At 58.4% G+C, this 13834-nt stretch carries 11 protein-coding genes and 1 pseudogene; 3 read left to right on the plus strand and 9 right to left on the minus strand.

Annotated elements, in window-relative coordinates; genetic code table 11:
• The 9 genes and pseudogenes from CVO76_RS12735 to CVO76_RS12775 all read right to left on the minus strand — a co-directional run.
• Positions 1-1040: pseudogene (locus tag CVO76_RS12735) on the minus strand (hypothetical protein); the annotation flags it as partial.
• On the minus strand, positions 1030-1791 hold the full coding sequence (locus CVO76_RS12740) for a Hachiman antiphage defense system protein HamA (protein ID WP_208739520.1): 762 nt from the start codon (positions 1789-1791) through the stop codon (positions 1030-1032). The gene CVO76_RS12740 and the pseudogene CVO76_RS12735, both read right to left, overlap by 11 nt.
• Positions 1792-2710: 919 nt before the next feature.
• Complete coding sequence (locus tag CVO76_RS12745; protein WP_208739521.1) at positions 2711-3292, minus strand: hypothetical protein; 582 nt, start codon at positions 3290-3292, stop codon at positions 2711-2713.
• A gap of 116 nt (positions 3293-3408) precedes the next feature.
• Positions 3409-4569 carry a DUF262 domain-containing protein gene (locus CVO76_RS12750; RefSeq protein WP_208739522.1) on the minus strand — a complete coding sequence of 387 codons (1161 nt, stop codon included), beginning with the start codon at positions 4567-4569 and terminating at the stop codon, positions 3409-3411.
• A 199-nt stretch (positions 4570-4768) separates the two neighbouring features.
• Positions 4769-5902 carry an RNA polymerase sigma factor gene (locus CVO76_RS12755; RefSeq protein WP_208739523.1) on the minus strand — a complete coding sequence of 378 codons (1134 nt, stop codon included), beginning with the start codon at positions 5900-5902 and terminating at the stop codon, positions 4769-4771.
• A 71-nt stretch (positions 5903-5973) separates the two neighbouring features.
• A complete protein-coding gene (locus CVO76_RS12760) occupies positions 5974-6768 on the minus strand; it encodes an HNH endonuclease (protein WP_208739524.1) in 795 nt (264 codons plus the stop codon).
• Positions 6769-6795: 27 nt separating this feature from the next.
• A complete protein-coding gene (locus tag CVO76_RS12765; RefSeq protein ID WP_208739525.1) occupies positions 6796-8385 on the minus strand; it encodes an ATP-binding protein in 1590 nt (529 codons plus the stop codon).
• Positions 8375-8875, minus strand: coding sequence for an EcoRII N-terminal effector-binding domain-containing protein (locus tag CVO76_RS12770; RefSeq protein ID WP_208739526.1), 501 nt, complete (start codon positions 8873-8875; stop codon positions 8375-8377). Before CVO76_RS12770 ends, CVO76_RS12765 begins: the two co-directional genes overlap by 11 nt.
• The gene (locus CVO76_RS12775; protein WP_208739527.1) at positions 8872-10767 is read right to left on the minus strand and encodes a DEAD/DEAH box helicase; all 1896 of its coding nucleotides are present in this window, start codon (positions 10765-10767) and stop codon (positions 8872-8874) included. The genes CVO76_RS12770 and CVO76_RS12775 overlap by 4 nt, the downstream gene beginning before the upstream one ends.
• A gap of 296 nt (positions 10768-11063) precedes the next feature.
• Here CVO76_RS12775 and dcm point away from each other — a divergent pair, with 296 nt between their 5' ends.
• From dcm to CVO76_RS12790, 3 genes are all read left to right on the plus strand, one after another.
• Positions 11064-12383, plus strand: coding sequence for a DNA (cytosine-5-)-methyltransferase (dcm, locus tag CVO76_RS12780; protein WP_279628576.1), 1320 nt, complete (start codon positions 11064-11066; stop codon positions 12381-12383).
• A 3-nt stretch (positions 12384-12386) separates the two neighbouring features.
• Positions 12387-12938 (plus strand): very short patch repair endonuclease, encoded by a 552-nt coding sequence (locus tag CVO76_RS12785; RefSeq protein ID WP_244185957.1) that lies wholly within the window; start codon positions 12387-12389, stop codon positions 12936-12938.
• Positions 12939-13108: 170 nt separating this feature from the next.
• The coding region (locus tag CVO76_RS12790; protein WP_208739529.1) for a GAF domain-containing protein at positions 13109-13834 on the plus strand (726 nt) is incomplete at its 3' end.

Here is a 13834-nt window from a genome sequence, read left to right on the forward strand (position 1 = left end):
GCATCCCCTTCGTCAGATTCGCCCGACTCCGCGTCGGCGTCGTCGGTGTCATCGTCACCGGGTGGATCGCTGGGGAGGTTGGCCCGAATGCTGGTCTCGTCGATATCAGCAAGCATGTGTCGGGTCAGCCGGAACACCCACCATGGACCCGGCGCAGCGATGTCGTTGCAGGCCTCCTCGCCCAGCCGCAGGTCAGTGATCGACGCCGCGAGAAGCGCGGTGCGGCCGAACGCGATCGCGAACATCGCCGCTGAGACCGATGAGAGGTAATGCTCGCTCAATAGCAGCGTGATGGGACCGAGGCCGTCAAGAACCTCCGAATCCTGATCCGGGGCGAACGCCGGGCCCGCATCAGTCGGCGCATCCCGTTCTTCGCCGTTGTCCGCGTCTTCCCCGTGGTCGTCGGCTCGCGAGAGGGCGGCGGTCAGTGCGTCATCACTTAGTTCCGGCGAGGACCGAAGCCGCAGGGTGCGCTCCTCGATGCCATCGAGGTCACGCATGACCAGATCGGCGAGGGTGAGCTCCATCGGTGAAAGCCGGCCGCTCACCCGGCTCGCTTCGACCAGTGAGAACGCTCGGGCAGCGTAGCCAGCCATGTGGCTAGCAGCTCCCGCGATCAGCCGGTGGAACGCGATCTCGGACGTGTTGGGATCCGCGTTGCGAGTTGCCGCCTCCAACGCGTACGAAGCTTGCAGGAACGCGTTGCGGCTCGTCGCGATCTGATCCGCGATGGACTCGTCGCTGCCATCGCTAGGGACGATCGTCTGGCTCGTGTCGACGAGATCGTCGGCCGCGTCATCGGCGGTGCCCGGTGCGGTGGTGTGGATCTCAAGGATGCGCAGGGCCGTGCTCATCAGCGAGTAGCCGTACTCAAGCAGGTCCTGGTCGAGGTAGGTGCCGAAGTTTTGTGCGCCCTGAGGTAAATCGCCGTTGCGGCGAATCATCGACTGTGCTTGGCCACGTGCGAGCAGCCTGTTGCGGAACCCGACCTCGGTCGCTTCGGCAAGCTGGGCGGCGAGCTGGGCCGCATCACGGGGCATGCTTCACCACCAAGTCGTAGCTCTCGGCAATAAACTCCTGGTGGGCCGCGACGCGGACGGTCACGGTGCTCTGTGCTACCCGGCCCTTGTACGCGTTGAGATCGTCGCGGATGTGGGATATGGGATGGTTCCCCGCGAAGATAAACATCACGTGGGTGAGATGCTCAGGACGTAGGCCCTTGTTCTGCAAAACATCGTTGATGGCGTCGCTCAGTGCTTCGTTGTGCTTGAGGAGCCGTTCGGCGAACTGGACCAGCGAGTGCGGGGATGCTAGGTCGCCATTGCGACGCAACCCCTCACGGGCTTCGGTGATCGCGGCCTTCGGGGCTTGAGCTCGGCTTTTCGCTTCGACTTTGACCATCTCGAGCGTTTGGCCGTTCAGTCGAGCGCCGAGGACATCGTCGCCGCGCAGCGCCCACTCCTGGTGATCGCGTTCAATGAGACGGCTCGGCCCCGTCGAGTACCCGAGCGTGAACTGCACGTAGGCGGTGCCAAGAATTTCGCCCATATCGCCAGATCGGCTCCTCTGGGTCTTGGGGACTTTGTAGCTAAGCAAGTTCGCGACACCATCCTTACCGTGGCGCTTCGCAATGCGCTTGAGGTTCCCCTTTTTGGCGTAGGTCCGGGGGAGGAGGGTAGCGACGGCATTGATGCCAGCGACGTCGTCGTTGGAAACGAGTACGCGTGAGGTGTGTTTGCCGACCGTCTCGTCCCTGGGCCGGTCGCACCACGGGCTGAAAAAGTCGGTCACGGCGTTGTTCCTTGTGCTGGGCGGCGGCGGTCTCGTCAACGGCGGCACAGCGAACGGGTGGCCGCGCCGACGACGGGAGATGGGGCCAGCCCTGTCCTCTCCGGCCGGGGCTGTGCTGAGGATAGTCTACGGAATCGAGAGACTCGGGCGGCGCATTCTGCTGGGCATAGGGCGGCGGGCAATTGAGGCGGAGCGCCGAGCGGGCGCTGCCGTGGTCGCCAAGAACCTGGTGTGTCGTGGTTGCGGCTTCAACCTGCCCCTGGTGCAACCAGGAGGCTTACGCCAGCATCGTCCAGCAACGGCAAGCCCCTTGACCGGTCCGTCGCGTCTACTCACGCGTCATCCCGGGGTGTGTCATCCGCCGCCCGTCCTGATGCGGGCGAGCGGCAAACAGAGTTTCGATTAGGGAGCTTGGGGACCGTTCGCGGCCGCTCCATGGCGCGAGAAGATCGCATTCAGCTCACTTCGCCAATGTCGCGGACGAGCAGCCTTTCGTCCGAAGAAGTCGAAGCATTGCTCGCCCGTCAGCCGAAAGATGGGTGTAAGGATACGACGCCATCCCGGCGAACCGCCGATGGGTTCCGAGCGAGGTTGGCGGCCGCAACATAGTGCAGACGCTCTGGCCGTCGAACCAGCCCCAATGGGCGGACACGTGCCCCGTTGGGGAGACTTTAGGAGCCACAAAGGTCAATACTTAGCGCGACATTAGGAACGCTTTCGCCTGCTTTCACGAACCTATTGGAAAACATCTTGGGTGTAATCAATCACTGTATTGACGATTCACCGGAAGGGATTCCCAAGGCGCGACTTGAATTATGAGACTCAGCTTCTCCATGCAACCCGCATGACGATTCTCTGGCCTCGGCCACTGCACCTATTTAAATCCGCACAGCGGGACCGTTTTGCTACTTAACGATCGCTACCACATGGTCTGTAAAGCTCTACTTACGACGAGTTGAACCAAATTGGTCGCTCTTTTAGCGCTTTCACTCACTTGCGCCGGTGTACTTGTCCTGACGCTTGCTTCAAAGATGGAGCTGTTTGCGTGCACGGCTCGTCCGCGCAAAGACACCAATTCATTAAGATCGGTAAAAATTGACTTATTCATCTGAGCGAGTCTGACAACTCCCTTACCTTCAAATCGCTTGAATGTATTAGTTTGTAGGTCGAGACCAAGTGGCTGAACGAGTCGCTCGATATAGCTAAGGCCCGTACCATGATTTTGGTCGATCTGTTGCGACCAGTACGAGGACGCGCCACTGCCACGCCAAGAGTCCAGAAGTAGCTGAGCGTCGACTTTCAATTCCTTACGTTTGGGCACTAGGACTATTCCCATGTTCTCTTGGAGCTGACTCTGATAGTAAATAGCCGCATTCATTAGTACCGGGTGGCAGTAACCCGCCGCAGCGCAATTCTCGCCATGTTTCAGTAAGTTCTGTACAGTTGATTCGAGTGTAGCTTCCGTTTCAGCATGTACTAGGCCAACATATGCAGCCGTCATATCGACAGCGTTTGAGTTCCACTGACTTACTTTCAGCAGTGGCTCTATGAAACGGAGGTGCAAAAATTCCTCCCTCCGGCGCAAATTTGCTGCCTGGCGTAGCACGTCACTTCGTCTTACCATGTCTGAACTTGCTCGAAGCTTTCATATGGAAGTTCGAGGGCACTACTTAGTTGCTTCCACCATATACGGAGTCTTCCATTCACTGCTTCGGGGGTCTTTGTCGTTCCGGAGATAAAGCGCTTAAAATCTGGATTGCGGTTGACAACCGTGAAAGCTGATCGCACCGCCTGTGGATCGGCCGTGGCAGCTCTTCGAATCGTCTCGTTCTGAAAGGTCATGACTAAGATGTCGAAAACTGCTCGGTTGAATCTGCCGGACGGTTGCCCCTCATCGTCTATTCTTTGAAAGGCGCCTTTGTCGAAGATATCGTACACGGCCGAAATGGCCGAGTTGATCGAACCCACCACCTCGTCCAGTTCTCTCGCAAAGGGCTCGGACCAGCTGCGATTCGCGGATCGAGTGATAGTGTCGAGAAATTGCTTTAGATTTCCTTTATACCGATTTGAGTAGCGAACAAAGGCGATCGCTCGAAGGAGCAACTCAGCGTCACGCAGCCGGTAATCTGGTTCGCTTATTCCCAGTATCCTTTGCAACCCTTCTGAGGAGGCCGACTCGCGGTCGAGGTAGTCGGTGAATCCGCCGGCGAGCAGCGCTCTTCTCAGCTCGTGGGTTGACAACGGAGTAGTTTGCGTATTGAGGCGGTGGAAAACAAATTGGAGCACTTCGTCTTTCTTCCAATTGCGAAGAACTACTGTCCGTACAGGAAGGTTGGCGAATCGTCTAAACTCCGGCTCTTGTTCCACCTCTGAATACGAACGACCGTTAAGGTCGCGAAGGACTTTCAAACCAGTTAATTTAAGCTCGCCGTCGAGGGCGAATCGCTTTAAGGTTGTGAGTCGTTGCTTGCCATCGATAACCACGTACTGAAAATTGCCTTCGCTACCTTGAGCAGGAAGCTCTGCAAGCGTGACAGGGGGTACAGGGCATCCAAGTAGGAGTGACTCAATATAAAGCGATGCTTTAGTATCACTCCATGCCGAACGTCGCTGAAACGGGGGATCAACATTGAATACATTTCGTTCAAGTTGCTCGATGAGCGAGCCTGTTGTCCAATCGGTAGTCCAAACAACCGTGTCAGGAAGGTACTTTCGAGTCATCTCACTGAGATCGTCGTCATCCACGTTGTCATCATCGAACAAGTCGGGCCACTGCATGGTTGCTCCTTCGTGTATATTTCCGAATCTACCATGTGAGGCAGTGAGCCACCTAGGTGTTGGATCCGCGCCGGTGATGGCGGTCTGTAAATCAAGGTAGAAGTTCAGCGTGGCTCGCAGCGCTATTCGGATCGCTACTTGAAGTCCCGTTCGTTCAGCAAGTTAACGGGCGGCACGCTGCTTTGAACTCCCGCTAACTTCACAGCTCTTCTTCTGCGAACAGATCAAGGTAGTCTCGTAAAACTCGCGATCGTGATGGATGTCGCAACTTACTCATGGTTTTCACTTCAATTTGGCGTATCCGTTCCCGCGTTAGCCCATATGCGCGACCGATTTGCTCGAGCGTCATTTGCTCCCCCGTTGCTAGCCCGAATCGCATTGCAACTATTCCGGCCTCACGCTCGGAGAGGGTGTCTAGGACCGAATACATTTGTTTTTGCAGTGACGCCAAGCACATCCTCTTGAACGGCTCCACGTAGTCGCTGTCCATGATCAGATCTCGCAGTTCGGTGCCATCCGATTCGACCACCATATCGAGCGATATGAATGACCGCTCGAACCCGATAGCTGTACTGACTTCCGCTGGCGTCATCCCAACCTCGAGGGCCATCTCCTCTTGGGTGGCCTCTCGTCCTAGGTCTTCAAAGAGCTGCCGACGAACTCGTCCTACCTTATTGATGACTTCCACCATGTGCACGGGGATACGGATGAGCCGCGCTTGATCAGCCATTGCCCGGGTTATGGCCTGCCGAATCCACCAGGTTGCGTACGTCGAGAATTTGAACCCTTTGGCATGGTCGAACTTCTCAACGGCTCGAATCAGTCCGATGTTTCCCTCCTGAATGAGATCCATGAAGCTCATTCCGAGGCCCGTATACCGCTTGGCGATCGAAACAACGAGACGCAGGTTCGCTTGAGTCATCTGGAGCTTTGCGGTATGACCTGCTTCAATAATCTGGTGTAGTTCCTTCGCCCTGCGACGACTGAGTTCCGTGCTGGATCTCAAAAGCTGGTCGGCGTACAAACCTGCCTCAATCTGCTGCGCGAGATCGACTTCCTGAGCCTGGGTAAGCAAGGGAGTCTTTGCAATCTGGCGAACATAGTCCAGAAACCCGTCGTCGGAGATCCTCACTGACGCCAGTTGCAAGCGAGAGGGCCTGCGGGCTGACCCGGGCGCGCTGCGGCCGACTGCTTGATGTCCGTTTGCGGACTGCTTCTTGACACGCCGGGAAGCGGATGAGCCGGTCTCCAGCGAGCCCGATAGTTGAACTACAAGGTCGTTCAACCACGACAGGTCGTCCGTGCTGTCTGGAGAGGCTTCCTCGACCCTCATTCTGATATACCTCTCTGCGTGTCCGCCCGACAGTCAAGACCATGGGATAGCTCTCCGAAGGCCTGTCGCACTCAATCACCTCGAGCACTAGAAAGTTCTTCCGGGCTGAAAGGTGGCCAGCGCCTGTGCACCATCCTGTGACAGTTGGCACATAGCGGCACCAGGTCCGTCCTGGGATCTACCGGGCGGGGCTCACCCATCATGCTCACTGGGGTCAGATGATGTACTTCCACGTAACCGCGGGCAAGCGGCCCGTACACACTATTGAACTCGAATCCACACACCCTGCATACCAAGCCGTGTATGGCGATGGCGGCGGCCCTGTTCGCTCTGCTGCGCTCGTAGCGGGCAGACAGCTGATACTCTTTCGACCCTTCTGAAGCGAAGCCAAGATCGGCAACGCCGAACTCGTCACTGTCTGGCCCTTCGACATCGATTGGGAGGAGACTGAGGATGACACTGAAAATCGCCTGTGCAACAAGCTTTTTGTCCTGCCCTTCATCGCCGGCAGAACGGCGGATCAGAGAGGCAGCTATTTCCAGACTCTCAAAGTTGTCATCCAAGTCGTCGATCCATGAATCTACTCGTCTGCTATCAGCACTGATGTTCCACAGGATACCGACCGTGCTGAAGGCGCTAATCAACTGATCTGTTTGCTGGCGCGCTGGCTTTGGCGCTGCCTTTATGAGGCTGACAACGTCGCCTGCAAAACGGTCCAAAGCAAGCTCGGCCCGGACGCGACTCAGCATTTCTCCCAAGACAACGCTGAAGCCGTGCGGCTTCTCCAAGCCCCGGATGCGGAATTCGGACAACCCGCGGCCCGGGGCGGGCAACTCCACAACTGGGAGATCCAGGGCGGTGCTCAACTCGGCTGCTAGATTCGAAGACACTCGCTACTCCAGATCGTCGACATCTGGACTAGGGAGGTCCTCAACAAGCTTTTTCAAAGCACGTGATACGTCGTATCGGATGTCTTCGAATACTTCGCGCATGGAGTCCTGGGAGGATCTGAACTCGGCAGAAGCGAGGGCCCAAAGCAGAGAGTCGAGCGCCTGGATCGTGTTTCCGGAATTCTGATTGGGAACGTAAACCTTTTCGTAGTATGGATGGGCTTTGTTTATACGGACACCCGGGTTCTGGCCAATGTACGCCGGCTGGTAGAGCAGTCCATCCGGTAAATTGTCGACTGCTTCAACGAAGACCCCAGCTACTGATTGAACGAAATCAACTTTGACTGTTCCATGCTCGTTGCGGATCTCGGCTTTCCCGGTTGCCTCGTCGGTAGATTCGACGCGCGCACTGGGAATTGACTGGGCCTTATCGCGGATCGCAGCGTTTGACGGCGCATGTAGTTCGGTGTTTTGCGACTTCAGGGCCCGCGCGCGCTGTCCGTCCCGGTAACGCGTCTCGGCCTCACGCCGGGGCGGTGTAAGTGCCTTGAAGACAACGTCCGCCAAAGCAGTGTCAAGTACTATTGTCGACTTTTTGATGTCGATCTGGAACGCCCGATCGAGTTCGTGGTCAAATGACACCTCGGCGCGGCAAAGCGTGAAGTGCGGTTCCTGAGTCCACATTCCCAACCAGTCGGGACCGTGGATCAGCCGGTTCTCCCGGTAGACGAAAATGCCCTGGGTCTTGTTCACTAGGCGTGCGTCACTCGGCGCGCTGTCGCCGAGGTCGGCCTGCATCTCTGCCTTGCGCGGAAGGACAAACGCTTTGAGCTGCATGTTCGTCGTCCGTCCATCAACCTCTACAGGTATCCGCACATCGAGAAGTTTGTCAGCCCCGAAACCGAAGGGGTTCCACGCTTCAATCAAATCACTGTTAAGCCGAATTTCCACTGTCTGAGCCCGCTCGTCCCGCGGGTCGAGGAAGCGCTGAAAGACCATGGCGAGATGGTCGCGAAGGGAAGCGGCATGCTTTGCAATAGCGGCCTGTGCGCGATCACCGGTTGGATCCTTATAGTCGCGAAGAAGTCGGTCAACATTCTCCCAGCGCACGACGGTGCCAGATCCACTTTCGGCGAAATCCAGAAGTTGTCTGGCATCGAGTGGATCTGCTGTCTGATCCACTGATACCTGCCACCCCTGTGTAGGGACGAGGTCCAGGTCCCAGATCGCCGTTGCGGGGGAGACGGTCCCGTCTGAGGATGTCAGTTTGAGACGGCGAGCAAATGAGGTTGATGCCGTCTTGAGTCCCAAGCCGAACTTGCCGAGGCTTGATGGATCGGGGCGCCGCGCTGACCCGTATCGCAACGCGTTGACCAGGCCGTGCCGATCCATGCCCTGACCGTTGTCAGTTACGCTGAATCGGACCTTTCCACGAATGTCGAGCTTGAGCTCGACCGCAACGCGAGTTGCACCTGCCGCGAGAGAATTGTCCACGATATCTGCGACCGCAGTATTGAGAATGTAACCAGTGTCGCGAAGAGATTCGGTGATGCGCTCGGGATCGGGGGTTACCTCATAAAGCTCAGCGGACATTTTTTCTCCTCGCGACGGCACTCCAAGTGCCCGATAGTGTGACAGTCTCAAGTACGCCAAACGCTGGAAACGACTGTTTATCCGCCTGCGTCTCGGAGTCGGAGCCGTTTCCGATCGCCGGACGATCCTTAGTTATCAGCCTAATACCCCACCGTTCTTCTGGGTGCCGGCTTAGTTCGAGCAGGTCCCCAGGAGATGCATTGTGGTTGCGAAGGAAGGGCGTGAGACCCGTAAGCCTGTACTCGTTTCGCGTGGAAAATCCAAGAATCTTTCCGTTGTAGTAAATATAGTTCAGTCGCCATTCCCGACCGTCGTCATCCGAAAAGGGTATCGTCGATCTCGGGTTGCGCCGGCCAGCGTCCAGCGGCGGAAAGAAGGCAAGCATCCGTGGGTCGCGCGGAATGACCACTCCAGCCTGGTGGCTACCAGTGACACCTACGTCATTTGGCGTCAGTGGCTTCCTTACGGATTCGAAGTAGTCCGTCATCATATCGCCATTTCATTGGGGCTTATAAGAACCATTTGCTTGAGCTCCGTTGCACTCGGTGTTGATTCAGCGGCGCTCATGCCGCTTTCTGCGAGCTGCCGCTTGAGAGCGACGCGCTCCAGCATGTTTTCTTCGACCGTCCCGGCGTAATACAGGGAGTAGATGAAAACTGGTCTGGTCTGACCGCGACGGTAGGAGCGCGCGGACGCTTGATCGATGGTTGCAGGGTTCCATTCGGGCGTGAAATGAATGACGTAGTTTGCAGATTGGATATTTAAGCCCACCCCGGCAGCCTTGGGGTTAAGGATGAGGATAGCTGGACCGGGGAATGATGCGAACTCATCCAGCAAGCGCTGGCGTTCCTGGATTGGCGTCCGACCGTCCAGCTTCAGCACAAGCGCTCTGGAAAAACGCCCAGCAAGGTCAGAGTAGATCTCGTCGACAGTGTCTGTGAAGGATGCGAACAGGAGGACCTTGCAACTCAGAGCGAAGGCTTCAGTGATGATCTGAAGTGCGTGGTCGTACTTAGGGTTGTGCTGCGTGAACGGCATCGACAACCCCTCGACCGAGCTAAGCGACGAGCAAGCCTGCCTGAGGTAGGTGAACTTGGCGAGTAGGGGAAGGGCGGCGTCCGAGCGAATCCGCTCATACTCGGCGACGAGAGCAGGGCTCGGGCGCACCGGAACAAGCGCGTCAGTCCTGCTAGGAAGGTCACTCGCAACTTCCCTTACCCGACGGCGGATAGTCAGGGGGGCTACTCGTCGCCCCAGTTCTGCAGCCGCCTGTTCCTCGTCGGGATACATGGCACTGAACTCCTCCAAAGACGAGAGATAGGACGGGGCAACAAGGCTCATGATTGACCATAGATCGGTCAGGGAGTTCTCGATCGGAGTTCCAGTGATGGCGAGAAGAATGTCCGTCCTGAGTTCTCGTATGGCAGCTGACCGTTGTGCACGCGGATTCTTGACGTTCTGAGCTTCGTCCACAGCGAGGGCCCGCCAATTAACGCTCTGCAACAGGAATTGGTCCCGGACCGCAAGGTCAAATGAAGTAACTACCACATTGAACATTTGGAGGAATGCGGGGTCGCCTGACCGTCGGGATCCGGTATGCTCATGCACCGACAGGTTCGGTGCGAACTTCGACAACTCGCGACACCAATTAGTGGTTGTTGAAGAGGGTGCAATTACAAGGCTAGGGCCACTGTCTGTCGAACTCAGCCACGCGAGCAATGCTATAGCCTGAATCGTTTTTCCCAAGCCCATCTCGTCCGCGAGCAGACAGCCCAAGCCCTGCTCCGCGAGGGCAAGAAGCTTACCGACGCCCTGCTGCTGATATGGATAGAGTGTTGCCTGTACGAGTGCGTCCGGCGACGAGCCGGAGTCTGTGGGCGGAGCGAGCGCAGCCGGCATGAGGGAGAGATTGCTCTCTTCGTGCTGCAGGTCCAAGGCGCTCTCCCATAGGAGCCACAAAAGTTGCGCTTCGGATAATGGCTGCGACAGATTGATGCCCTGCTTCGTAAGGTTGTCCTTAAGGCGGCCCGCACGCTCTAAATCAACGGCAAACCAACGATTGCCGATGATGCACTGAGTGTCCGCAGGCCAGCCGTCGAGCTTTGGGCGGTCAGGAACATTCCCAGCACGAAGCTGCAGGTAGCTGCGTTGGTTATGCGTCGTAACGAGATGCAGTTGTATTTGAAGGAAGTCGGCTTCAAAGCGGAGTCCGGGCAGATCGGCTGTTGGCCTTCCACATCCGGATCCGGCTACCAGCGTCTGACCTTCATACTCAGCAGACCAGACGTCGAAACCAGAGACGTTCAACAAGCTGTGGTCGTCAACTCGAAGCAGGACTTTACCCTTCTGGTCGTCGAGCCACCATTGGGCGGTGCTGTTCACGAAAAGTGATCCCCTCACGTTCCTGCGTATCGATTTGCAGCCTCGGGTTCAGTTCATGCAGCGAATGTCGAACGGCCGTCGGTGCGAAGCTTGCTTCAGGTAATTGTGACGCATCACACCGACGATCGATTGCATTGCTTCAGCAACCAGGGGTGTGTCCTCACAGCTGTGCCTTCCGGCGCTCCGAGCGGCCGCTGGCGGCATGAGCGTGGAGCGAGTGCGGTAGGGCCTCGATGCTGCAAAGGGTCGGCGGTGAGACATACTGTCATCAGAATGACCCGCAGGAGAAGGAAACGATGAACAGCCCGTACGCACTGCTCACCCAGGCCCGGCACAGGTACTCCCAGCGTCAGCTGGGTCAGATGCTGGACGTGGCTCCGAGGACGATCGGTCGCTGGGAGCGACAGGAGACAGCAATTCCAACCATGCTCGGGGCGGCGCTACGCGAGATACTCGACCTGCGTGAGACGCAGCCCGCGCCACGCTTCACTTTCATCGACCTCTTCGCGGGTATCGGCGGAATCAGGATGGGCTTCGAAGCCCACGGGGGCCGTTGCGTCTTTACCAGTGAGTGGAATGCCTTCGCTGGAAAGACCTACCTCGCCAACTTCCCGGACGAGCAGGATGAAGGCCACACTTTCGTTGGTGACATCCAGGAAGTCCCCGCTGAAACTTTGCCGGATCACGACGTGTTGCTCGGTGGCTTTCCGTGCCAGCCATTCTCGATCGCGGGAGTGAGCAAAAAGAACGCTCTCGGAAGGGCGCATGGTTTTGAGGATGCCACCCAAGGCACCCTGTTCTTCGATGTCGCACGGATCATCAACGAGAAACGTCCGGCCGCGTTCATGCTCGAGAACGTGAAAAACCTTCGCTCCCATGACAAGGGCAAAACGTTCGCTGTGATCATGGCGATCCTTGAGGAGGAACTCGGGTACGAGGTCCACACGAAGATCATCGACGGGATCAGCTTTACCCCGCAGCACCGCGAACGCATCATCATCGTGGGCTTCCGCGAGCCCACCGACTTCACGTGGGATGACCTCGAGCTGCCTCCGGTGGGTCCAAAGCTGGAGTCGGTGCTGCACCGCACGGACGGAACCGAACCCTTCTTGGAGTGGGATGGTGACCGCTACTTTGACCACGAGAACAGCAAGGTGCAGGACAAATTCACTCTGACCCCCCGTCTCTGGGCTTACCTGCAGGCATATGCTGCCAAGCACAAAGCGGCAGGCAACGGATTTGGTTTCGGGCTGGTTCACCCCACGGGTACCTCAAGGACGCTGTCGGCCCGCTACTACAAGGACGGGTCCGAGATTCTTGTTGCACAGGGAGCCGACAGGCCGCGCAGGCTTACGCCGCGGGAGTGCGCACGGCTGATGGGCTTCGATGACACGTTCCGGATTCCGGTCAGCGACACGCAGGCCTACCGGCAGTTCGGTAACAGCGTCGTCGCCCCTGTCATGCAGGAAGTCGCCCGGCTCGTCGCCCCGCACGTGGCTGCCATTAAGGCACGGGCGACGATATCGTCGCTTGGCGGGGAACCTTCAGATGGAAGCAACGTTGGCACAGATCTCGCTCGGACCGGTGCTGTTCTTGTGGATTCTCTGGCCGACTAGGTTGTGGCCGATACCGTAGATGCCGCAACCCGAAGCCGCATGATGTCGGGCATACGTGGAAAGAACACCAAGGGTGAGGTCCTGATCCGCAAGGGACTTCACGCCCGAGGGCTGCGGTACCGCATCAATGCCAGGGATCTTCCGGGCAAGCCGGACGTTGTCCTGCCTCGGCACCACGCCGTGATCTTTTTCAACGGGTGTTTCTGGCACCAGCATGACTGCCCGCTCTTCCGGTGGCCGAAGACCCGTGAGGACTTCTGGCGCGAGAAGCTCAACAGGAACAGGGAACGCGACCTGCGGGTCATTGAAGAGCTCACCGCCAAGGGCTGGCGAATCGGTATCGTGTGGGAATGCAGCCTCAGGGCAGTACGCCCGGACCCGACGGCGCTGCTCGACGAAGTTGCGGGATGGGTTAGGGACGATTTGTCCGGCCAGGATGGTCTCGGCCAATCCTTGGCGCGGGTTGCAGCGGATGAGCAGGTTGGCCGCCAGATCATGGAGCAGCATGTGAAGGAATGGCGGGCGCCAGACCCGGCATCCGCCCGGCCCGCTTGAGGTTTGGCAACCGGTGTACCTGGCGCGGAGTGAGGCGGCGGTAAATCTCAAGCGGCGTTGTTCGCTGGTATGCCGAATTGCAGGGCGGTAACGCTTCAGTTCCGGGCGGCCCGCTATCCTGAAGGCCCGTGCGCAGCGTCGCGCCGGGTTGCAGGAGACAGGTGCCGTACATGCAGCAGCTTCCCACGCCCAGCATCACCCAGAACCAGCAGAACCCCCCGCCCTCCCAGCTGGACCGCATCACCGAACTCGCCGGCGACCTCGCCGGACAGTTCGAGCTGGTCCCACTTCTCGAACGCGTCCTCGGGCACGCCGCCGCCCTCCTCGGGTGTGAGAGCGGCTCCATCTCGATCGTCCACGAGACCGAGGGCTACTACCGCAAGGAAGTGGACCAGGGTGTCGGCTGCCGCGAGGGCCAGACCTTCCCCCTGACCGAAGGGCTCACCGGGCAGATCGTGAATACCCGCGGCACCGTGATCCTCGACCGCTACGCGTCCATACCCTCGGGCCACATCGACCCGGCGGACCCGCGGTGGGGGAGTGCAGTCATCGGCGTGCCCATTTCCTGGGCCGGCACGATCATCGGCACGTTCGCCATCTTCAGTGACGGTCCCGGCCGCGTGTTCAGCCCTGCCGACGCGTCCCTCGTGGAACTCTTCGCCAACCACGCCGCCATCGCCATCATGAACTCCCGGCTCCACCAGGCCGCCGCAGTGAAGGAACGTGAAGCCGCCGTCGCAGGAGAACGCGAGCGTGCCGTGCAGGATGTCCACGAAACGATTGGCCGGTCACTGGGCTCGCTCCTGCTGCACCTCGACCGCGCGGACAAGGCGACGCCGGGCGGATCGCCCTCCACCCAGCACATCGACTCCGCCCGGGTGCTCGCCCACGAGGCG

This window comes from Arthrobacter agilis, assembly GCF_002953615.1.
Lineage (GTDB): Bacteria > Actinomycetota > Actinomycetes > Actinomycetales > Micrococcaceae > Arthrobacter_D > Arthrobacter_D agilis_B.

Coding starts and splice junctions, on each gene's coding strand:
- CVO76_RS12745 (WP_208739521.1), bottom strand. CDS start 3,292: ATGACGGCTGCATATGTTGGCCTAGTACATGCTGAAACGGAAGCTACA.
- CVO76_RS12750 (WP_208739522.1), bottom strand. CDS start 4,569: ATGCAGTGGCCCGACTTGTTCGATGATGACAACGTGGATGACGACGAT.
- CVO76_RS12755 (WP_208739523.1), bottom strand. CDS start 5,902: ATGAGGGTCGAGGAAGCCTCTCCAGACAGCACGGACGACCTGTCGTGG.
- CVO76_RS12765 (WP_208739525.1), bottom strand. CDS start 8,385: ATGTCCGCTGAGCTTTATGAGGTAACCCCCGATCCCGAGCGCATCACC.
- CVO76_RS12770 (WP_208739526.1), bottom strand. CDS start 8,875: ATGATGACGGACTACTTCGAATCCGTAAGGAAGCCACTGACGCCAAAT.
- dcm (WP_279628576.1), top strand. CDS start 11,064: ATGAACAGCCCGTACGCACTGCTCACCCAGGCCCGGCACAGGTACTCC.